Annotated in this window: 17 protein-coding genes and 1 pseudogene; 5 read left to right on the top strand and 13 right to left on the bottom strand. The window is 55.8% G+C overall.

Annotation, left to right across the window (positions count from 1 at the left end; translation table 11 throughout):
• Positions 1-667: 667 nt before the first annotated feature.
• The 4 genes from VGN12_25455 to VGN12_25440 form a co-directional block, all read right to left on the bottom strand.
• Positions 668-3,142, bottom strand: coding sequence for an ATP-binding protein (locus tag VGN12_25455; protein HEY4312822.1), 2,475 nt, complete (start codon positions 3,140-3,142; stop codon positions 668-670).
• A 69-nt stretch (positions 3,143-3,211) separates the two neighbouring features.
• Positions 3,212-5,632 (bottom strand): hypothetical protein, encoded by a 2,421-nt coding sequence (locus VGN12_25450; protein HEY4312821.1) that lies wholly within the window; start codon positions 5,630-5,632, stop codon positions 3,212-3,214.
• Complete coding sequence (locus VGN12_25445) at positions 5,619-5,816, bottom strand: hypothetical protein (GenBank protein HEY4312820.1); 198 nt, start codon at positions 5,814-5,816, stop codon at positions 5,619-5,621. Before VGN12_25445 ends, VGN12_25450 begins: the two co-directional genes overlap by 14 nt.
• Before the next feature lie 224 nt (positions 5,817-6,040).
• On the bottom strand, positions 6,041-7,327 hold the full coding sequence (locus VGN12_25440) for a DUF2130 domain-containing protein (GenBank protein HEY4312819.1): 1,287 nt from the start codon (positions 7,325-7,327) through the stop codon (positions 6,041-6,043).
• Between the two features lie 891 nt (positions 7,328-8,218).
• On the opposite strand from VGN12_25440, the gene VGN12_25435 reads away from it, so the two are divergent.
• Positions 8,219-8,833: a replication/maintenance protein RepL gene (locus VGN12_25435; GenBank protein ID HEY4312818.1), complete on the top strand. Its 615-nt coding sequence runs from the start codon at positions 8,219-8,221 to the stop codon at positions 8,831-8,833.
• 1 nt (position 8,834) lies between these two features.
• Here the strand turns inward: VGN12_25435 and VGN12_25430 are convergent, their stop codons facing one another.
• The 4 genes from VGN12_25430 to VGN12_25415 all read right to left on the bottom strand — a co-directional run bounded on the left by VGN12_25430 (position 8,835) and on the right by VGN12_25415 (position 11,384).
• Complete coding sequence (locus VGN12_25430; GenBank protein HEY4312817.1) at positions 8,835-9,131, bottom strand: hypothetical protein; 297 nt, start codon at positions 9,129-9,131, stop codon at positions 8,835-8,837.
• Positions 9,132-9,140: 9 nt separating this feature from the next.
• The gene (locus tag VGN12_25425; GenBank protein ID HEY4312816.1) at positions 9,141-9,836 is read right to left on the bottom strand and encodes a ParA family protein; all 696 of its coding nucleotides are present in this window, start codon (positions 9,834-9,836) and stop codon (positions 9,141-9,143) included.
• Between the two features lie 437 nt (positions 9,837-10,273).
• Complete coding sequence (locus VGN12_25420; protein ID HEY4312815.1) at positions 10,274-10,921, bottom strand: hypothetical protein; 648 nt, start codon at positions 10,919-10,921, stop codon at positions 10,274-10,276.
• Positions 10,922-11,168: 247 nt separating this feature from the next.
• Entirely contained in the window at positions 11,169-11,384 is a 216-nt protein-coding gene (locus VGN12_25415) for a hypothetical protein (GenBank protein HEY4312814.1), read from the bottom strand.
• A gap of 374 nt (positions 11,385-11,758) precedes the next feature.
• On the opposite strand from VGN12_25415, the gene mobF reads away from it, so the two are divergent.
• Both mobF and VGN12_25405 read left to right on the top strand, forming a co-directional pair.
• Entirely contained in the window at positions 11,759-14,386 is a 2,628-nt protein-coding gene (gene mobF / locus VGN12_25410; protein HEY4312813.1) for a MobF family relaxase, read from the top strand.
• Positions 14,376-14,789: a hypothetical protein gene (locus VGN12_25405; GenBank protein HEY4312812.1), complete on the top strand. Its 414-nt coding sequence runs from the start codon at positions 14,376-14,378 to the stop codon at positions 14,787-14,789. Before mobF ends, VGN12_25405 begins: the two co-directional genes overlap by 11 nt.
• On the opposite strand, the gene VGN12_25400 is transcribed toward VGN12_25405, so the two are convergent.
• Both VGN12_25400 and VGN12_25395 read right to left on the bottom strand, forming a co-directional pair.
• Positions 14,714-15,484, bottom strand: a complete 771-nt coding sequence (locus VGN12_25400) for a PEP-CTERM sorting domain-containing protein (GenBank protein ID HEY4312811.1) — start codon at positions 15,482-15,484, stop codon at positions 14,714-14,716. The genes VGN12_25405 and VGN12_25400 overlap by 76 nt on opposite strands.
• A gap of 268 nt (positions 15,485-15,752) precedes the next feature.
• The gene (locus tag VGN12_25395; protein ID HEY4312810.1) at positions 15,753-16,139 is read right to left on the bottom strand and encodes a helix-turn-helix transcriptional regulator; all 387 of its coding nucleotides are present in this window, start codon (positions 16,137-16,139) and stop codon (positions 15,753-15,755) included.
• A gap of 777 nt (positions 16,140-16,916) precedes the next feature.
• On the opposite strand from VGN12_25395, the gene VGN12_25390 reads away from it, so the two are divergent.
• Together VGN12_25390 and VGN12_25385 are read left to right on the top strand one after the other, a co-directional pair.
• Positions 16,917-17,570: a hypothetical protein gene (locus tag VGN12_25390; protein HEY4312809.1), complete on the top strand. Its 654-nt coding sequence runs from the start codon at positions 16,917-16,919 to the stop codon at positions 17,568-17,570.
• Between the two features lie 162 nt (positions 17,571-17,732).
• Positions 17,733-18,491: a glucose 1-dehydrogenase gene (locus VGN12_25385; protein ID HEY4312808.1), complete on the top strand. Its 759-nt coding sequence runs from the start codon at positions 17,733-17,735 to the stop codon at positions 18,489-18,491.
• Positions 18,492-18,672: 181 nt separating this feature from the next.
• Here the strand turns inward: VGN12_25385 and VGN12_25380 are convergent, their stop codons facing one another.
• From VGN12_25380 to VGN12_25370, 3 genes and pseudogenes are all read right to left on the bottom strand, one after another.
• The gene (locus tag VGN12_25380; protein ID HEY4312807.1) at positions 18,673-18,837 is read right to left on the bottom strand and encodes an MJ0042-type zinc finger domain-containing protein; all 165 of its coding nucleotides are present in this window, start codon (positions 18,835-18,837) and stop codon (positions 18,673-18,675) included.
• Positions 18,838-18,861: 24 nt separating this feature from the next.
• Positions 18,862-19,398: a zincin-like metallopeptidase domain-containing protein gene (locus VGN12_25375; protein HEY4312806.1), complete on the bottom strand. Its 537-nt coding sequence runs from the start codon at positions 19,396-19,398 to the stop codon at positions 18,862-18,864.
• A pseudogene (locus VGN12_25370) lies at positions 19,390-19,653 on the bottom strand (ArdC-like ssDNA-binding domain-containing protein). The gene VGN12_25375 and the pseudogene VGN12_25370 overlap by 9 nt, the downstream one beginning before the upstream one ends.
• Positions 19,654-19,801 lie beyond the last annotated feature (148 nt).

The raw sequence follows: 19,801 nt of genomic DNA, 5'->3' as shown, positions 1-19,801 counted from the left end.
TCAAATGTGATGGATCGGTCCATTTCTTTCCCGTCTCTGTCGACATGCAATTACTCTCGAGCCTTGCCACCATTGCGGCCGGCGAATCCGTCATAAGTGCAGACGACTAAAGTCGGCTAGTGGGTCCAAGCTATGAATAGGGCGGCGAGAATCGAACCCGCAAACCGGTTCTTGCAACCAATGCAACGGCTTGCAGTTACAGCTCGCCGGTTCGGCAGGTGCAGCGCCTGAGCGTCGCGCGGCCGCCACTGGCTGTCACTGCCTGGCGTCAACTGGCACTCAGGGCGAATCGACGCCGGATGCCGTCTCAGACATCTCGAACGCGTGGCCTGACCTCCCTCCACACATACGCGACGCGATTCTCACGCTTGTCGAGGCTGGCCTATTAAGTGCTCAGGCTCGGCAGTCGTTGGGCAGGCCGTCTTCGACAGTCTCAGCAGATCTCGCCCACGGTAACGGTGTCGATTTCCAAGAAATGGCTCGGAGCATCGCCCGGGATTGCCGGCATATAGTCCAAGCGTGCCTACGGGAGGAGGAATGGCCAGACGCTGACGAGGAGTTCTATCGAGTCATTTCAGCGCGTTTGTTTGGGGCAAGGGCTTAACTGCGTCGGCGTGCCGGAACGGAGCAGGTAAACCCGGGCCACCGCAAGGCATGACTTCGCAGTTCAGGGCTTCCGATAACTCCGCTTCCTGCCACTGGTACTCGTTTTCTTATTCACTACGTCGAGGCATCTTAAAAACCGAGAGCTTTTGGAACCGTCACTAAGTACTTTGTAAAGCTTCGTCCAATACGGCTTCGCCACAGCCAACGAAATCTTCGTGCAAATCTCGAATGCCAGCGCATCTTCAAATTTGGCCCATTTATCCCCTTGGAGTATCTGGGTTCTAGATGAATTCAAATCGAGATCAAGTGAACCGCAAACGTCGATCACAAGCAAGGCGGGAAACGGCCATGCAAGCCGGACCTGATTATTCTGAACATTCCACTGCTCTGGAAACAGAGTTGTTGGCACTTCAATGCCATGCAGGGACACACGCGACTTGGAATTTGCCAAATGACTGGTTGTCTCTGATTGTTCTACGTCTCCATCTTCGTCGACGGTGATCGTGGATGAGTGCAGTTCGATGACCTTTCCGCTTATCCCTATCGACTTTTTCAATGTGTAGGTCTCATCGTCTATCGTGACTGTACGGGATCGCATTTCCACACTTTTAACCGGTGAACCGCGCTTTTCGAGGAGGGCTATAATCACTGAACCGACAAATCCCTTCTTCCTGTCACTAAAGTCGAACGATAATTCTCTTACGTTCGGATTCCGTTCCCACGAATAATCCTTCAGCGAACTCGCCTTCAATCCTCTGAAGCTCTTTTGGTCACGCGTTCGCTTCTTAGATTGTCCTTCGATCGTTATTTTGAACGGCGGATTAGGAATTACGTTCTCTACGGCTGAAATAAACGAGTCTTCGTCCATCTGCTCCCACGGATTCTTGCTTTTTCTCAAAAATAACTTCGTGGTGGTCCCTGGAGTTTTTCGCGATCCCGGCTTGATCCAGAAAATGCTTTCCTGTCCTTCGATGGTCAACTCAATTGGATCACTAGAAGCGTGGGGCGCGTAAACTCGTCGCGTTTCGACCACCATTGAGTCCGCGACCATAAAGCAGGACAGTATCCCTATTCCAAATCGAGACGTAGGCGTAAATTGTGCATTCGACTGAGACTTCATGTCATAAAATTCAGCCGACTTGTAAAATGATGATCCTATCTGCGAATAATAGGTGTCGATGATGTGCTGATCCATCCCCGTGCCGTTATCTGCTATTGTCAGAACACGTCCGCTTTCCCCTGTCGAGTATCGGATCACGATTTCTGGAATGTAACTATTCCCCCAACTCTGTTCGAGGGCCGCTCGTAACAGGCACGCATCGATTGAGTTCTGAATGAGCTCTCTCAACGCGACTTCCGGGTCGCCATAGAGCTTTGTGCCCATCAAGAGATCGATAACCTGGCTTTTGCTTAGAGTGAACTGCGTTTTTCGGTAGATGTACTCGGGTTTGCCGGAGATATTCTTTTGCGTTTCAATCTTGCTGCGATCCACTTTGAAAGGGATTCGAATTAAGATATCGCGCCCGTTGTCGCGGCTAATATTATTGAGCTGCACCGCAACGTTGCTACAGGCTCCCAACTCATTGTCGATCAAATCACAAAAGTCATGAACCGAGGCTTCGATGGCGGGATGTTTACATTTCGCATGAAAGACAATCGATTCCGGACCAATCTGCCACGCTTCAACGGCTCGATGCTTATTCCATTCCTTAAGGGAAACTGGATGTCGCACGAACAAATGAGAAAACAGAACTTCGGGCGTTCGCTTTGCATCGAAATCGAGCAGATCTGAAAGTCGTAGCAGCATTGCTACGAGGGGTAGGCAGGCAAAGGTGTCTTGCCCGCACAGGAGGTGCTTATCCATTTCCAGAATGGTCAGCGGATCAGCGTTATGGCTAGAGCAAATTGCCGCGAGTTCGACCGTAAGATCGACATCCCGATACCTAATCTTCCCCATCCAATCATTTTGAATGATCTCTTTTGCTCTGTCAGAGTGGGTAAGTCGAATGTAGTCGGATATGAGGTAGCTTTTCTGAAGGTCTGCCGCAGTGTTGTCGCCTTGTTCCAGAAAAGCGGCAAGTTGTGCCTCCTGCTCTGGCCTAGCACTGCAATAGCGTCGGAAGTTGTGAAATTCTTCTTCGTCGCAATCGTCAACCTCTGGATTGACATCCCATGTTTTTTTCCAGGCGATTACAGTTCTTTCATCGGGGGCCATACCAATATCGTGCAGGAATGCGCTGACACAGAGCAGGAGCAGCTCTGGTATAGAGAGCTTGTCGATTATGTCTACCTGGGCGATTCGCTCCATCAAATGCAAAACACGAAAAAGATGGTCTCCGTCATGGAGTGTAAACTCTCCCATATGCCGAACAATTGTCTTCGTACGATGGCAGGCGTAGTGGGCTGCCTCTTGAACGAGGTCAACAGCGGCATGTCCGGCCGGATCAGTGTCGGAGAGTGTTTTTAGACGAGTAAAGAGCAAACTTCTCTCTAATCGAGACTGGGTGTCCGAACGCCAATCATCGGTTAAGGGCATGATTTGTCACCCGGATTGAGTTGCGCGGGTAGAATGTGCGGAAGTCCATCGCTTCAGCGCGAAGAAACACTACGCCGCATCACCTTTCGCCAGTCTCAACTTTTTGCAACTGCAGACAAAACTGTCTCTGTCATGCTTCGCATAGCCTGTGCACTTGTCCTCGGAGCACTTAACCATTGCAACGATATCCTTCCAGCTCCTCAGAACCTCACGTATTTCGGGCGTCGTTAGCGGACTTGCTGGATTCTTCCAGTGAGCACAGAAGTTGCGGAAAGCCGACTTTGCATCAAGATCGTCGAGCGCCTTGGACAACCTATGATCTGGCTTCAGCTTGTCTTTCACCCTTGCGATCAACCGGGTTAGCAGCGGCTTTAACGTATATTCATTCCGGCGGTTGTAGGTGACCATCGCTTCGAACGCTTCGCACAGTTCCTGAAGCTCCCGCTCAAGCATTGGCCCAAGCAGTTGCCCTGCCCTCGAAGGCTGGTCGTCGTCCAGGTCTTTCTCAACCAGCTCTAAATCGCACAAGCCGTCCTGCATAATAGGACCCGTGGTGACGTCATAACGCGTGATGCGTTTGCGAACCCACTGTGGGAAATGCGAGAACAACTGTTCGCACCACACGTCATCGTGTGTCAGAAGCAGGAATTGAAAGTCTCCAAACTCGGTTTTAAGCAATTTCACCAGCTGGGGCCGCTTATAAGCATCGAAGCTGTTGACGATGTCATCGAGTAGTAGGAATCGAAAACCAGCATTGAACCGTCGCGCCGCGGCGAGAAAAAGGGAGAGCCCAAAGCTGTTGAGCTGGGATTCGCTCAAGTACTTATAGGCCGGACTGATTGGCTCGCCGCGGAACTCAATCTCCAAGGTAACCGCGCGGTCCTGATCCACTTGCAGCCGAAGCACTGGGCGCCCAACCCCTTCCGTGTGCTCCTCTAGAACTCCGAAATACTTCTCGACCTCGGCCGAGATACTGTTGAACTTTGCCTCAATGTCTGCATTGCCGGTGGCGATGTAGTGATCGGTAATGGCATCGAATTCAATTCGTTTCTTCATGATAACAGCTAAAGCATCGGATGCACCGACACATTCGCCATTCTGATTCATCGCCGCCGCGATTTGACTCGCAGCTTCTACTAGTTTGTCGCGTGCTCCATCATCCTTGAGCAGTTCAATCTCAGCGTCAATCTTCGTAAGAAGCCCCTCTCGTGCAGCGTCACATGTCTTGGCTTTGGCAGCAATGTTGCTGGCTGCTGTGCGTATCTGGCCGGGCGTGTCCGCGATTATGCTCTCCGGCTGAACGTTTAGCAATTCGCTTAGTTTGCCGAAGCAGACGTCCAAAGCCTCGCAGGCGTCCGTGATTTCCTTCAGCAGCGACTGGGTCGCGATTGGATTGCCGTTGCTTCCAGCTTCCAACGCTTTTGCGAGCTTGCCAAAGGGGGCAGTTGCAGTGACTTGCCGTTTTCTGAATGCATCGAGCGTGTCCTTCGAAGCTTTTAGCGATTGCAGCGTTTCCAACTCCCTTTTGATGTGATCCGCTAGGCTCCCCTCGAAGACGTTGCCGCATAGTGGACAGGGGGCGTCTTCGCCGAGATCGCGTTGCTTAATAACTTCGTTCCCCTTCTCATAGAGGCCGATCAGCATCAAATCGACGGCGTCTCGTTCGGCAGTCTTGAATGCCTCGACCTTTGCGGCATATGTAACCAACTCGGTTTCCACCGCAGACCCTGATTTCAGCCCAACAATGCATTTACGTAGGCTGGTATGATCTGCTAATGAAGTTGCGCGAGGATCGTTTTTGATCGTCTTTTCAAGTTTTTCTCGTGCCTCTACTGCTTCTGTCACAGATTCCGGGAGCGCCATCTTGGCAGCACCAAACTGGCCTCGAAGGAACGTTACTAGTTTGGTCGCGTCTGGCTTCTCTCCGATAAGTGTCGCAAGCTTCGTCTTTTCTCGTTCTACGATCGCTTGCTGCTTATCGACTTCGTCTTTAAGCTTTCGACTCACTCGACGGAGCATCTTCTGGTATTCCACCTGAGGCGTGAAGCCCATTAACACCGCGAGGGCATCGTACTGCTCTGACTTCGTGAAATAGATAAATCGCGTCAGGTCCTCGTATCGCAAAGCGCAAGGGTAGGGTGCCGCCTGGCGGAACGCATCGATCACGCCATCCCGAGTTGGTTTTGTGATTGTTTTTGGGTTGAAGGTCATCTTTCCCAATCCGAGCGTGGCAAACTCTACTTCGACATAGGACGTACCGTCATTTGCTTGCCGATGCGGAAATGCATTCGGGCCTGCGCCCTCGCGCCCCAGTCGGTCAATTTTTTCGGTTTGCAGCCACTCCCAAGCATCTGTCAGCGAGCTTTTGCCGAAACCATTGCGGCCGAACAGCGCCATTGACGTACTATTTCCGCCTTTTACGAACGACAATTCGAGCGGTGTAAGGATTCCACGAAAGCCGGAGACGGTGATCCTCTTAATGAACGCCATCGGGTACCTCCGGCTTGTTTGCCAGCGTGAGCAGAGACGTCAGAATGTTCTCGTCGCTACTTGTGCCATTCGCATGGTGGTCTGCAAGCAGGTCGACCATATGCTGGTTCAATGACGCATCTGCTTTTACTTTCAGTAGCCAGCTCACCACGAAAGTCTTTGCTTCGGCGGGATCGGTTGACATTAGAGTGCTCCGGACAAAGTGCAGGTGCTTTGCAGCGACAAACGATGGCTACGGTCAGCAGAACGAGGGGTCGACTCAGAAGTGTACAGACTAATCCGTGCACTTGGTATGGATAGTCATTAAAGCGATTGTGCTAGGATAGTCCAGTTAGTCGTACATAAATGCAAATGAGTGCAAGTCGTTTATACTAACTGCGAAACCCTGGTGCTCATGCGCGCATACAACTACCGCGACGATGGTTCATCGCTAGTTGATTCCGGCGAAGGAAGAACCGGCAATTGGAGGCCTTCGATTTCCTGTAAGGTTTTGCCTGCAATTCCTTGCAAGTCGCCGTACATGCCGGCCGTGGATTCCACAACACAGCGAATTTGCTCTTCACGTTTCGCCCATAACTTGGTCATGGTTTTACGTTCCCGCTGTAAATCCTCGTGCATATCGCCGAACTTTTCGACGATTGCCTGGATGCGATGGCGGAAACGGGGACCTGTGAGATACTGGTAGACCATCTCCATTTTGGTTTGCTGACCCTCACCTGCCTTGCGTGCCGCTGCAAGCTCAATTAACGAGTGCCGCAGGGCGATGGCGACGGGAATCGCGCAACGGTGACTGGAGACCCAGACTCCGTCGATATGGTTGAAAGTCTCGACGTCCTTCGGCATTGTCTGAGTGACGATCAGTGCGATTTCGGCTTTAGCCGCACGTTGGTCTTCTCGCAGCTTCGCAAGCCAGCCGTCACTCCAGTTCTTGGTGCGTTTTGATTCCCAGAGGATCGTTCCACAAAGGCCAATCGGCCCCATAACTTTCTGGATCAGATCTCCGCCGAATTCACCTTTGGGAACGGGCTCGATCAAATCCTGCGGAAAGGCCGAGCGCAGAAGTGATTCGAGTTCTAATTCTTGGACTTCGCCTTGAAGTTGTTGCGATCCCTGTTCGGCCTTGCGTTTAAGTTCTTCGATCTGCCGTTGCATACCGGCGATCTGTTCTTCTTTTTCGGCAACTTTCAGCTTGAGCCCTTCTTCCGCTTCCAACTTCGCTTTATCCCGAACGGTGGTTAGTGATTCCTGAACCCGCTTCTCGATGGTCAACTCCATTTCGCGCTTGGCGTCGTCCAGCTCACGCTGCTTACGGATAAGGTCGGCCTGGGCCTTTTGCGCGTCTGCGAGTTTGCCGTCACGTTCCGTTAGGACCTCCTGCAACTCTGCAAGCTCTTTGGCCTGTTTCTCCAGATCCGATGACACAAGCCGCCGAGCCTTCCTGGCCTCTTCCTCGACTATCGTCAACCGTTCAGTTTTGAGCTTTTCGGCTACCTGCTCGTCGATGGACGCAAGGGCCTTGGCGATCTTTGCTTTTTCTTCTTTGACAGTTGCTTCACGCTTCGCAACGTCTGCGTCCTTCTGGACAAGCTTTTCTTCGTATTGCTGACGCGTCGATGCGATGAGCGGCGCTGCGAGCGACTCGGTGAGCTTGATCTCGGTCTTGCAATTCGGGCAAGTAATGGTCGGTTCGGTCATGGTGATTGCTTTCGGCCGTTCATGCTCTGTGGTCCTGACTCCGGATAGCACTGGCAATGTGTGAAGTCAACGAAGCCACTTGGCACCATTTGGTCTCGTACGGACTCGGGCGATGCCGAGCTGGTGCCACCTATTTCCGCTGAGCGCCGACACCTGCGACGCCACGACGGCGCGTAGTTCCCCAGTCGGCCGCATGGTAATGCTGACCCCCAAATTAGGTGATTTCTCTGGCTCAGAGAGACAGCCCCGCCACCAGGCGTGCGGCCAGCGCATCTGTCCGGCAAGAATGCCTAGTAGCACTGCTTGCGGGGTCCCATCCTACCGGGTGTAAGTCCGGTCTGCAAAGTGGCTTAGGCGGGAATCAGAGGGCTTCCATAATTGGAATTGAATAGATGGCATTTCAGCGCCGAAAGTGCTTGGCGGGCAGCGAGAGGGCGATTTATCGCGAATCGCCTCTCTATTGGCCCTCAGAATTCGATTTCACCCGTGTCCCATCGAATGGATCGGCCACTTCTCCTTGAATGCCACTTCCGGTCCTTCGCTTGTCGGCAACGCTTCGATTCTAAGTTTGCTTTGAACGATCAACGACTTGGACAAGTTATGCACTGTTATGTCATTGTTTTTCGATGCTTCGGCCCGGTCTTACGAAAGGCACTAGAAACCCGCCGCCGAAGCCAGCGATTTGGATACGCGCTTCAGCGTCGGGTTAAGTGAGCAGCTTTTAATACAAGAAAGAGGAATGGCGCAACTGTTTGAATTCGTTGAATCCGAAACGACAAATTTGGGCGGTTGACCGTCACGAATGGACGTTTGACCGTCACAAACTCCTTGCGCTTTTGTCGGTAGTGTGCCAGTGTCCTGACTGTTAAGTGACAAAAATGGAGGCTGAAAATGACGGATGAGCGCCAAGCAGAACAGCAGATAGTTGAGATACCGACAAACCAGCTCAGCGTGAAGCGGGGCTTCCCCATTTACCGCACGAATCCGAGCGTTCCCTCTGCGAATGGAATACCGACGCGTAGTCGGCGGTTTCAGGTGCCAGGTGGCAAGGCCTCGATGATCGTCGATAACAGTACCGGCGAGATTAAAGGCATTGGCGGAATGGGATTCTGGTGGGAAGAGGAGGTCGACACGACCCGGTTCGTAAAACTCTTCCTTGATGGGATCAAGCAGGCCACTGGCTTGTCGAAGACCGGCATCCAGGTGTTTGAACTGGTCTATCACCAGATGCGCGCCAACCCCGGCTCCGATGAAATCAAGCTGAACCAGTACGTCGCAAAAGACCACGGGATGAGCGACCGCACCTATCAGCGGGGCGTGCGAGAGCTGCTGGAGAAAGAATTCTTGTACCGCAGCGCCAGCGATGGGGTCTTCTTCGTCAACATCCGATTCATGTTCAACGGCGACCGCCTGGCATTCGTCAAATCCTATCACCTCAAAGGCTCCAGCCGGCAACATGAATTGCCGCTGGCCGAGGTGCCGTCCCTCTCCGCACCTTCTGACTGAATCAGGGGATATAGCCGTTATTTCTGAGCCACGGCTCGACGGCCTCTTCGAGGATGTCTTGCAGCGTGTTGGGTTCGAGGCCCTTCAACTGCCGCTCCAATGAGGCGCGTTTGAGCGCCTTGGCAAAGTCTTCTCGCATCCGCGTGCTAATCGGCACTCGGTTAATCGTAGGCGTTGTCGGCGTCATGTTCTGTGGAGGCTTCGCCTTTTCCCCGTAGACGAAGTCCTTTTCCGCGGTCGTATCGACGGGCGACGGCGTTGATTGCAGGCCTTCGATGAGCGAGCGTCGATCGGCCATCCCTGTCCCCTACGCTTTCGTTACATGTCGTTTGGTGGTGACGCGGTTCTTGGCCACGTCCGGCAAGATTTCGCGGAACAACCCGTCGACTTCGTTGGCAGCATCGCGGGCGCGCGCCCCCATGTTCCAGACGACGGCTCCTTGCCCCGGTGCGTCGGCATAAATCTGTCGCAGGATCATCGCATTGGTTGCGAGCGGTAGCGATAGCGCCGCGGCGGCGTCTTTCATGTCTTTGGTTAGTCGGTAGTGCATGCCAATCATGCTCAGCACTATGACTGCTTTGGGGACTCCCTTGCGGATATCCTGGGCCTGCCGAAGTACCTCAGTAGCCTTGGCCAACGCCCTGATTTCCAGCATGCTTGCCTTACACGGCACGATTGCCAGATCGGCGCGCAAGAGCAGCGCCCGGCTGGTCTCGGTCTGGCTTCCCGGACCATCGGCTACGACGAAGTCGGCATCTTGGCTTAGATTCGGCAATTCATTGAGGATTACGTCGGGGTTATCCAGGCGAACGGCCTTAACCCCCGGTACTGCTTCGCGAATCCACTCAGAGCTTGATTGCTGCGTGTCGCAATCGGCCAGCGTGACACGGCATCCCTGCTCGTGGAGCCATGCCGCCAGGTGGACGGCGAGTGTCGACTTGCCGACACCGCCTTTGGAATTCGCGATCGTAATAATCATCTTCAACGGATAGCACGATTTCATGCCAACATGCAAGCACGAAATCAATCTGGCAGGATGGCAACCTTTCAGGCTTGCTCTCTGGCAGGCATGCATGAATGATTGCTTGCCATCTTGCAATCCTTCTGGCTGACATTCTGGCAAGACAGATTTCTTGCTGGCTTTCATGTCAGCAAGATGGAAAGCTGGCTGTCTTTCAAGATTGAATGATTGCTGTCATGCCGATTTCACCGTGAAATTCGTCCTAAGCACCGCTTAGGGAAGACGTCTGACACCAAATTTGCAATCCAGAAATACAACTGACTGACTGTAGGCGAAGGCCTCTGTCAGCTCCTCTACACCGCGACAAATGACCGGCGCTGGGGGGGCCAGGCTCGGGAACTGAAGCTGCGAAAAATAAGACGCGTTGTTGACCAAGGGGCCAGCGGGCAACAAACAAGATCAGGCGTCCGTTGGTCCGCTTAATGAACCTCCGGCGACTCTTTGGAGGGAAAAAGTTCCAAAGGTGGCGTTGCCGAATGGAAGTCTTCGTCCTCGAATTGGCATTGGAAGACGAGGACCCATTCTTCGAAGTACTTTTCCAGCTTCGCCATCATGCGCAACTGGTTCGGCAGATCGTAGAGATTCGGCAGCTGACTCAGGCTTGCTTTTCCTCCCCGCGTTTCGTGATATCGCGATTCCTGACCGGAGGGATCACAGTCGTACACGTCCTTTAGCAGAAGCTCGGTTGCGGCAAGCCTGTCGGCGGGCTCCTCGGGAAATGCCAAGAGCATTAGTCTCTTGGTGGCCTGCCACAAGTGATAGACGCTATGGTTTTGAATATCCTCGTTCTTAAATGCAACATGACCCGCTGTGCGACCTTCGCAAAGGATGTATTTGAGGTGCAATTCGACGTAGTGCCGGTAGAGATGGCATGCGGGTATGACTCGCTCATCCAGTGTCCGACCACCCTCCTGAATGACAGATTCGATCAGACTGTCGGCTGCGTGTTTGAATCCCACCACGTATGCCCGTTGGAATCCGATAAAGCGGTGGAACTCCATGCCGCTCCACATGTCAGTGTTAATCGGCACGAACATCCGATCTCCGAGGTTCGGCAATTCGGACATTTCTCGCCTCCTACGCTCGAAACATCGCCATTCGGGTGAGTGCTGAAATCCGTCGCTCTGCCGATGCTCGGACGCGATTCTCCGGATTTTTGAGAGTTTGGGCAATGGCAGCAATGGCAGCTAATGCCGCCGTGCGGATGCTATTTGCGCTGCGATGGAGCTGGCGGGGCGAGGTTGCTCATCGCCGTCGCAATTGAAGGCCTCAAAAAAACCGGAGCGGGCTTCAATGCCCGCCCCGGCCGGTGAACTACTCCTTCTTCTCCGAGGCAATGCGGAGGACGACGCGGCCGTCGAGCGGTACGCATTCGAGCTGGACATTGAAGCCCTGACCGTCTGCGTGCGCCCAGGCACTGCCGATACGCGTCCAGAACGCTTTGCGTCCTTCGCGGTCTCTGACCTGGTAGGCGACGTGGCTCGGAGTCTTGGGGCCGGTCGTTTCGTTGGGTTTCGTGGTGTCTGACATAGCTATCTCCTTCGTTCGCTAGAGTTTCCAGCCGCGACCATCGCGGCCTTGCGGCACCACAACCGCAGCGGGCTAGCCGGAGCTTCCTGGCGTTCCTGCCAAGCTGAAAATCTGGAGGGGCCCGGTCTGCACGGAGCGCAGCGCAGGAAGATGGGGAGGGGCCACGATTTTCTGATTGCGGGACCGGCGACGCTGCGTAAGTGCCAAGCAAGAAGGCCGCGGGCGAGGATGGACTCGGGCGCCGGAAACGAAGGAGTTGTCAGACACTTGGCAAGAAACACGACCGAATGGCGACAGACTGTGCCAGCCTGTGACACACGGTGACCGCGAAGGACGTTTACCAAAGTTCAACCATTTGGTGCGTATAGTTCGGCATGCTACGCATCACGCAGAACACACATGTCAATGGCGCGAAGGGCTACTACTCGACCGCCGACTACTATTCCGAGGGGCAGGAACTCACCGGCCGCTGGTGCGGCGCGGCTGCACTCCGCCTGGGCTTGCAAGGAGAGGTGAGGCAAGCTGACTGGGACACGCTGTGCGACAATTTGCATCCGCAAACCGGCGATCAATTGACCGCCAGACTGCGAGCGGACCGGACGATCGGCTACGATTTCAACTTCCATGTGCCCAAGAGCGTGTCGCTGCTCTACGCGACAACGCGCGACGAGCGGATCTTGGAGGCCTTCCGCGATGCCGTGGACGGCACGATGCACGACATGGAAGCTGAAATATCGGCTCGTGTGCGCAAAGGGGGCAAGAATGAAAACCGCACGACCGGCAACATGGCCTGGGGCGAGTTCATCCATTTCACGTCGCGCCCGGTTGATGGCGTCCCCGATCCGCATCTGCATGCCCATTGCTTCGTGTTCAATACGACGTTCGATGAACAAGAGCAGGCCTGGAAGGCGGGGCAGTTTCGCGAGCTGAAACGGGATGCGCCGTATTTTGAGGCAGTGTTCCATTCGCGTCTAACGCATCAACTGGCCGACCTTGGGCTGCCAATCGAGCGCACCAAGAAGGGCTGGGAACTCTCAGGGGTTAACAAGGACCTCATTGACAAATTCTCGCGGCGAACGGCGCTGATCGAAGAGAAAGCCCGCGAGATGGGAATCGACGACGCCGATGCGAAAGCGGAGCTGGGGGCCAAGACGCGCTCGCGCAAGGCCAAGGACCTGACGCTCCCCGAACTACAGGACCTTTGGCGGGACCGCATGTCAGCTGGAGAGCTGGCGGTTCTGGCCAATTTGGAGCAAAGGCTTGGCGGCGACGCCGAACCGGCGGACAGCGGTGCCTCGGCGCGGGCGATCGAGTACGCGAAGAGCCACGTATTTGAGCGAAAGAGCGTAGTGCCGGAACGCCAGTTCCTAACCACGGCACTGTGGCACTCGGTCGGCGAAGCGACCGCCGAAGAGGTGCAGCGCGAGGCACAGACGGCAGACCTCATCATTGGAACGCGCCACGGCCGACAAATGGTGACGACGCCCGAAGTTCTTGCCGAGGAGAAGCGAGTCATCCAGTTTGCGCGCGAAGGGCGGGGCGCCTGCGCCCCGTTTGCCCGGCACTACGACGAGTGCCGTCGCGATTGGCTCAATGAATCTCAGAAACGGGCAGTACAGCACCTGGTCGAGTCGCGCGATCGCGTGATGCTTGTTCGCGGCGCCGCCGGCGTCGGCAAAACGGCATTGATGCAAGAGACGGTCGAAGCGATCGAGGCAAGGGGAACCAAGGTGTTCGCTTTCGCGCCGTCGGCCGATGCAAGCCGCGGCACGCTACGCGAGGCGGGGTTTAAGGACGCCGATACCGTGGCCCGCCTCCTGGTCGATGAAAAGTTGCAACAGCAGATCGCGGGGCAAGTCCTCTGGATCGACGAAGCCGGCCTGCTTGGCATGAAAACGATGTCGCAGGTCTTCAACTTGGCTGAGAAGCATGACGCGCGGGTGCTTCTTTCCGGCGACCGTTATCAGCACGGCTCGGTAGAACGCGGAGCCGCCTTGCGGCTGCTGGAGCAAGAGGCGGGCCTGGTGCCGGCCGAGGTCAAAGAAATCCAGCGTCAGTCGGGCGCCTACAAGGCAGCGGTCAAAGCACTGGCGGAGGGTCGCGGCGAGGAGGGGTTTAGGCATCTCGACGAGCTGGGCTGGATTCATGAATCGGCGGACGATGAACGCTACAAACACATGGCCGCCGACTACGTCCAGGCGGTCGAGCACGGTAAAACGGCGCTGGTGGTATCGCCGACGCATGCCGAAGGCAATCGCATCTCCGCCGAAATCCGCCGAACCTTGTACGAGACAGGCAAGCTCCGCGGCGACGCGCGGAATTTCCAAGTGCTCGAAAACGCCGGTCTCACCGAGGCCGAGCGCTCCGACCTGGTCAATTACGGCGCCGGCGACGTGCTCGTCTTTCACCAAAACGGTAAGAGATTTGGTCGCGGCGATCGGCTGTCGGCCGCCGCTGGCCGCGCCCTACCGCTCGACCAGGCGTCGCGGTTCCAGGTCTTTCATTCGTCGACCTTGGAATTGGCCCCGGGGGACGCGGTGCGGATTACGCGTAACGGCATGACGGCCGATCAGAAGCATCGGCTCAACAACGGCGCCATATATAAGGTCAAGGAGTTCGACGCCGACGGCAACATCGTGCTGGGCAACGGCTGGACAGTCGACAAGGACTGGGGGTTCCTCGCCTACGGCTACGTGGTGACCAGCCATGCCAGCCAGGGCAAAACCGTCGACCGGGTGTTCGTGGGACAGGCGGCGGAATCCTTCGCCGCCTCGTCGCGCGAGCAGTTTTACGTCTCTGCATCACGAGCCCGCGAGCAGGTAAACATCTATACCGACGACAAGGACTCTTTACTGGAGGCGGTCAGCCGTTCGGATGAGCGGGTGACGGCGATCGAACTGGTCAATGGCACGCCGCAGCGCCAATTGGCCGAGCGGCGCGAGCTGGAACGAAGCGCGGAAAAAGCGGCGAGCGAGCGCCGGGAGCTAACCCATGAAAGATAATGTCCTGCAAAAATACCTTCAGCCCAAGCCAGACCACGCCCCAGAGGTCAAAGGCGCCCCGGAGGACGCCCTCGACGATCTGGGTTCGTTTGGTTATTTGCGCGGCACACATGACCGGGCGCTGATGCTGGAGCTGCGTCACCGCGACGGCAAGGTCACGGCGCTTAGCTATGCGTGGCTGGAGCGCGCCGAATTCGATCCTTCGGAAGGCATTACGCTCCATTTTGGCGCAAAGCGGGTCAAAGTCACCGGCCGTAACCTCAATGCCGAAATCCGTTACAATGTCCGTCTTTTCGCCGGCATCGCCCGGCACCGGGTGCCGTGGATTCAGGAAGCCGATGAGCCTGCCGCGTTACAAGCTCCCAAGTCCGCGACCGTTGTCGAGGGCTTGGAGTTGAAATAGCGGCTGCGCCGCCACCGCCACGCACCGAGAAATGCAGCACCTGCGAGTACAAGGAACAGTGTCGACGGCTCCGGCACGCTTGTCACGACGCGAAAATCATCAGCTGAGCCAGTGTCGCGAAAGCTGAACGACACGGTATGACGATCGGCACTGAGCGTGATTTGATCGTTGGAGTCCTTTCCAAGTCCGCCGCCTACAATTTCAAGCCCTTCGGCACCCTCTCCGCTAATAGCGTTGTCGTAGATTGTTCCGGGAAATCCGAGACCCGTATTGGAGTCTTCCAGTGTCGCCGTCAAAACGATCAGCCCTACAATGTTCTGATCGAAGGTAATCGAGCCGGACGCGGTGACGGCATTCGTCGGTGCGCCAACTGCGTCGAAATGGACGAAGTAGCTGCTGACGCTGTTGCCCGCTCCAATATTTCCCGGCGTCAAATTCTGAACTCCATTCAACGGCGAGGTGCCGGGCAGCGAGACGTCGACGGCCAAATCCTGCGCCAAGGTAACGTTCTGCTCTTCCGGGAAAGCCCAAATGGTCGTATTGCTCTCCATTTTTCCTTCTGAGACGTTTGCCGGTGGACTGATAACGCTGACAGCCGCACTGGTGCTTAAGATCATTGCCTGGCTGAAGTTGGACGATGCGAAAAGAACAACCATGGTAAACAACATTTCGACATAAAAGCCCGTTGCGCGCATAAAACCCCCTGAGTCAAATAGTGTGCGGTTCTAAGATGGATGCTGAGCGTGCGCGGGCCGCACTGGAAGGCTATATGCGAACGAGGACGTCCGCAGCGATTGCCCGCAGTCAAAGTCGTGCCCTAATAGAGACGCCGTCGGCACGGTAGGCGTGAGGTTTTAATTCACTAGCAGCGCAGTTGGATGAGAAGATCGGGAAGTTTCGAAAGAATACGCTCTGCATCCGCCTACCGACAAGTCGCCCGGTTAGGTGTCACCCACTTGGATGTCATCCAGTTGAAATTCCGTGCCCATCACCGTTGATGTCGTGGGAAACGGCGAGCACGCGCATCGCCAACTGCATGCGGCTATGCGTTCCGGTACGGGCAAAGATGCGCTTTTGATACGACTTGACCGTGCCATTGCCGATCCCTAGAACCGCCACGATCTCGGAGTTGCTGGCGTCGCGCAGCATCAGTTCGGCGATCGCGATCTGCTGCGGGGAAAACTGAAGCGCCTTGAAGATGGCTTGCCGCTGATCGTCCCTCAGTGGCAAAGGTGGAAGGGAATCTAGAATCCTTCGGACCGTTTCCTCGCGACATTTGGCCATTTCCGCGTCCCCAATAAATAAGGGCGTCGACACAAGGACGCTCCGAGAACCCCCGGCAAGGGGCATGGGAAGCGCACCCTGGCCGACGCCCCGTCTCACGGGGCGCGGTCCAAGGCACTGCTTTCCCAAATCAAACTTGCCGGTTTTCTCGGAAGCAGCGTCTTGACGCGCTTGCGCGTCAATTCAAATTGTCGTTGTCCAATGTGATGGACAGCACGTCGATTATAGCGCAATGAATCGAAAATCGGTATTGCGCGGCCTGTCGGATTCTTCACCCGAGACAGGATTGGGTAATGTGGCGATGACAGCTATACTCACCACCGTGCATGCCCTCGGGCTTGCCAATGCTTCGGCTGGTTCCTGCCCCACCAGCCGGGGCTTTTTTGTTTGCCTCGCGTCAACGACCGGCCGCAGCCGGCTGCCGAGTGGCATATCTGGCCCAAGGCTTCTTGACTCGCTCGCAGGCCCCATTATGTTGCTGGGGGCCCGTGTGCCTATTTGTGTCCAGGTTCGCCGATATAGAAAACCGGACCACGGTCCTCGTTTTAGCTCGACAACGCATATCCCCTCTAATCTCATGGGGCCGCTAGTGACGACCACCTAGGCTTTCAGCTACCGCGCTCAACGCAATTGATGCGTTCGCGCAGTTCAGCAAGCCGAGGTATCTGCGGTGTGATCCGCATCCGGCGATCAACCGGTTGATGGCTCTGCTGCCGGGCCTACGCGTAGGCCCGACAAGAGCGACGCTGCCTTTGGAATGCAGTGTCGCTTTTGCGCGGCAACTACACCCATGAACCACTGTGATTGAACCCCGTTCCACTGTCCGTTTTTTAGAGGACCATCATGATGCGCAATACTCTATTTTTCCTGGCCGTTGTATGCGGCATGGTTTGTAGTCAAGCCACTGCCGCAGTCTTAACCGTGACGGAAACGGCAACCGGCTCGGGCGTTCTTGACGGAACACCGTTCACCGATGCCCTGGTCACGCTGACGGGCACTCTCAACTCCAGCACGTTTGAGGTCGACAACCCTCCTGACGGATTTGCCTCGGTCAAACTCGTCGGAAACGCGACGATCTCGGTCGGAGGTGTTTCGGACACGCTGACGGGGCATAGCTTTAACCCGAGCAACGGCTCACAGTTTAATGGCCCCTTCGAACTCGATAGCACCGCATTGTCCGTGACTAACGGCACGTTCACAGGAGCCGATATCGGACTTTCAGCCGTAATCCTGATTCTCTCGACCAGCGATATGTCAGCGAATTATGCCACGACGCTCGCGGGACCGGGAACGTACTCTGGCCAGGCGGGAGCCAGTGTTGGGTATGAATTTACGACGGCCAGCGGCGGGTTTTTCCAGCTAACCTCCAGGCCAAGCGGTGGCACCGTGACCATCGCCAACGTCCCGGAACCCTGCAGTCTCGCTCTATCGTGCGTCGGTACAGTGGGTGTAGTGCTGGTCGCTTACCGCAAACGTCGCCACATTTCGAAAACCTAGAGGCGTTTCTCCGGCGTGATCTCCAGGTCCGCGCTGCGAAATGCGGAGCCCAATTCGGCTCGTAAGTCTTCAAACGCGAACGCATCGTCGCCGAAACATTGCAGATCGACCGCGCGCCCAAGCGGCGTTCCGAAATGCGAACTGAACCTAACGGAGATAACAATGTCGAAGACTTTCGAAGGCAAAAACGTATTGGTCACGGGCGGCACGTCTGGTATCGGCAAGGCGACCGCCGTCGCATTCGCGGAGGCAGGCGCCAAGGTTGTCGTAACCGGACGCCGGGAGAAAGAAGGCAAGCAAGTCGTTGCTGAGATTGAAAAAGAAGGAGGAATTGCGGCCTTTTTCCAGGCCGACTTCTCCAAGGAGCCCGAAGTGAAGGCGGCTGTCGATTTCGTCATCGCAACATTCGGCAGGCTCGATATCGCCTTCAATAATGCGGGGATTGAATCTGCCGGTCCGCTGTCTGAGGTGACCATGGAGAAATACCGGGCGGTGTTCGACATTAATGTCTGGGGGGTGCTTGCCGCCATGAAGCACGAGGTGGCCGCCATGCTAAAGACCGGTGGCGGGGCCATCGTCAATACATCGAGCACTTTTGGTCATGTAGGCGCTCCTCAGGTGGCCATTTATGTCGGATCAAAGCACGCTGTCGAAGGAATGACCAAGTGCGTCGCGCTGGAGTTCGCTCAGCAGAACATTCGCGTCAACGCGATCTCGCCCGCCGCGATCGAAACGGACATGATCGACCGCTTTGCCGGCAAAGAAGGGGAGGCCCGAGAAGCATTGATCGCCAAGCATCCGATCGGACGCATGGGTAAGGCCAAAGAAATTGCCGCAGCCGTACTATATCTGTGCTCGGATGCGGCGTCGTTCACCACGGGAACGTCACTTGCAGTCGATGGCGGATGGCTGGCTCAGTGAGCTGTGCAATCCCCTGGACGATTCGTTCCCCGCAGCCATAGCAATGCATCCAATCGAAGACTAAGTCAGCTAAGAGCAACGTCTCCAGCAGCGCTTCAAAGGGTGCCTTGACGTGACAACGAAAAACCGCACGGCGGCTACAAGCCGTCGTGCGGCGCGTTTGGCAATTCATTACAATGGGTTAGACGATCGTGTCGTCGGCCACGACCTCCTCGTCGTCATAGTCGAAGGCGATGCGACACTCGTCGCAACCGACGACGTTCCAAAGGTCGGTGCGATCGGGGCCGACGGCGGTATCGGGGATCTCAATCCTGGCCCCGCATTCCGGACAAATAACGTAGTACATGGGAAAGCCTTTCGGGGTTGATGGTCAGGCTGCTTGTTTGGGTTGCAGGCCGTGCAGATAGTCGGCGGCCTTCGATGCGTAGCTCGCCGCGGTGAAAATTGCCCGTTTATCGTTCTTCAAGACTTGCAGCCAGTTAGCGACATAGCTGGCGTGGTCTTCGCGAATCTCCGGTGTTATCTCCAGATCCGCACAGAGGAAAGCGGAGCCAAGCTCGGCCACGAGTTCTTCCATCGCGTAGCCTTCGTCACCGAAACGCTTGCGGCCGAATTCCCGGTTGAGCCGTGACGAATGCCGCGTCCAGTGATTCAATTCATGGGCCAGCGTGGCGGCATGGCTTTCGGCATCGCGGAACGTCTCAAAAGGCGGCATCTGCACGTAGTCGGCATCGCAGGCGTAAAATGCTTTGTTTCCGCCAGTGCGGATGTCGGCCCTGGTATTGGCAAAAAACCGGTCGGCCTGCTCGATGCGTGCAAGCGTCTCCTTCGGCTGCTCGGCCAGCTGGTAGAAGTGAGCCGGCAGTCCCTTGCACTGGTCGGCACAGAAAACCGTATAGGCCTTCAAGAACGGAATATCCTGCTCGATCTCATCGCCGGCGTCTTTGGTGTCCTTCTTCTTGAAGGTGCTCGCGTAGACGACCTGCGAGCCGTGCTCGCCTTTCTTGACGTACCCGCCGAGTTCCAAAGCCTGCTTGAACGTCAGCCAGAACGGGCTGATATATCCGGCCATCTCAGCAGTCATCCATAAGACAATGACATTGATCCCCGAATAGGGCTGGGCGTTATGTCGTAAAGGCCTGGTTATTCTGCCGGCCGCGTGCGATGCATTCCAGAAGCAAGACTCGTAAGACCCCTGTTAACCGGGGTTGTATCCCTGCGGCGAACTCACCCATAATTGGGATCGCGCCCCTGTTAAAATTGGCGGAATGGATTCGCCGGCGGAACGGCGCATCGCATGGAGGTGTGAT

The sequence above is a fragment of the Pirellulales bacterium genome (genome assembly GCA_036499395.1).
GTDB lineage: Bacteria > Planctomycetota > Planctomycetia > Pirellulales > JACPPG01 > JACPPG01.
The sequence above is the reverse complement of the archived record's forward strand: the minus strand, read 5'-3'. Positions and strand labels throughout refer to the sequence as shown.

What these genes read in the sequence shown, in the direction of transcription:
- VGN12_25445 (HEY4312820.1), bottom strand. Translation starts at nt 5,816, where the DNA reads ATGTCAACCGATCCCGCCGAAGCAAAGACTTTCGTGGTGAGCTGGCTA.
- VGN12_25405 (HEY4312812.1), top strand. Translation starts at nt 14,376, where the DNA reads ATGAAAGATAATGTCCTGCAAAAATACCTTCAGCCCAAGCCAGACCAC.
- VGN12_25420 (HEY4312815.1), bottom strand. Translation starts at nt 10,921, where the DNA reads ATGTCCGAATTGCCGAACCTCGGAGATCGGATGTTCGTGCCGATTAAC.
- VGN12_25430 (HEY4312817.1), bottom strand. Translation starts at nt 9,131, where the DNA reads ATGGCCGATCGACGCTCGCTCATCGAAGGCCTGCAATCAACGCCGTCG.
- VGN12_25435 (HEY4312818.1), top strand. Translation starts at nt 8,219, where the DNA reads ATGACGGATGAGCGCCAAGCAGAACAGCAGATAGTTGAGATACCGACA.
- VGN12_25390 (HEY4312809.1), top strand. Translation starts at nt 16,917, where the DNA reads ATGATGCGCAATACTCTATTTTTCCTGGCCGTTGTATGCGGCATGGTT.
- VGN12_25455 (HEY4312822.1), bottom strand. Translation starts at nt 3,142, where the DNA reads ATGCCCTTAACCGATGATTGGCGTTCGGACACCCAGTCTCGATTAGAG.
- mobF (HEY4312813.1), top strand. Translation starts at nt 11,759, where the DNA reads ATGCTACGCATCACGCAGAACACACATGTCAATGGCGCGAAGGGCTAC.
- VGN12_25425 (HEY4312816.1), bottom strand. Translation starts at nt 9,836, where the DNA reads ATGAAATCGTGCTATCCGTTGAAGATGATTATTACGATCGCGAATTCC.
- VGN12_25440 (HEY4312819.1), bottom strand. Translation starts at nt 7,327, where the DNA reads ATGACCGAACCGACCATTACTTGCCCGAATTGCAAGACCGAGATCAAG.
- VGN12_25450 (HEY4312821.1), bottom strand. Translation starts at nt 5,632, where the DNA reads ATGGCGTTCATTAAGAGGATCACCGTCTCCGGCTTTCGTGGAATCCTT.
- VGN12_25395 (HEY4312810.1), bottom strand. Translation starts at nt 16,139, where the DNA reads ATGCCCCTTGCCGGGGGTTCTCGGAGCGTCCTTGTGTCGACGCCCTTA.
- VGN12_25400 (HEY4312811.1), bottom strand. Translation starts at nt 15,484, where the DNA reads ATGCGCGCAACGGGCTTTTATGTCGAAATGTTGTTTACCATGGTTGTT.
- VGN12_25380 (HEY4312807.1), bottom strand. Translation starts at nt 18,837, where the DNA reads ATGTACTACGTTATTTGTCCGGAATGCGGGGCCAGGATTGAGATCCCC.
- VGN12_25385 (HEY4312808.1), top strand. Translation starts at nt 17,733, where the DNA reads ATGTCGAAGACTTTCGAAGGCAAAAACGTATTGGTCACGGGCGGCACG.
- VGN12_25415 (HEY4312814.1), bottom strand. Translation starts at nt 11,384, where the DNA reads ATGTCAGACACCACGAAACCCAACGAAACGACCGGCCCCAAGACTCCG.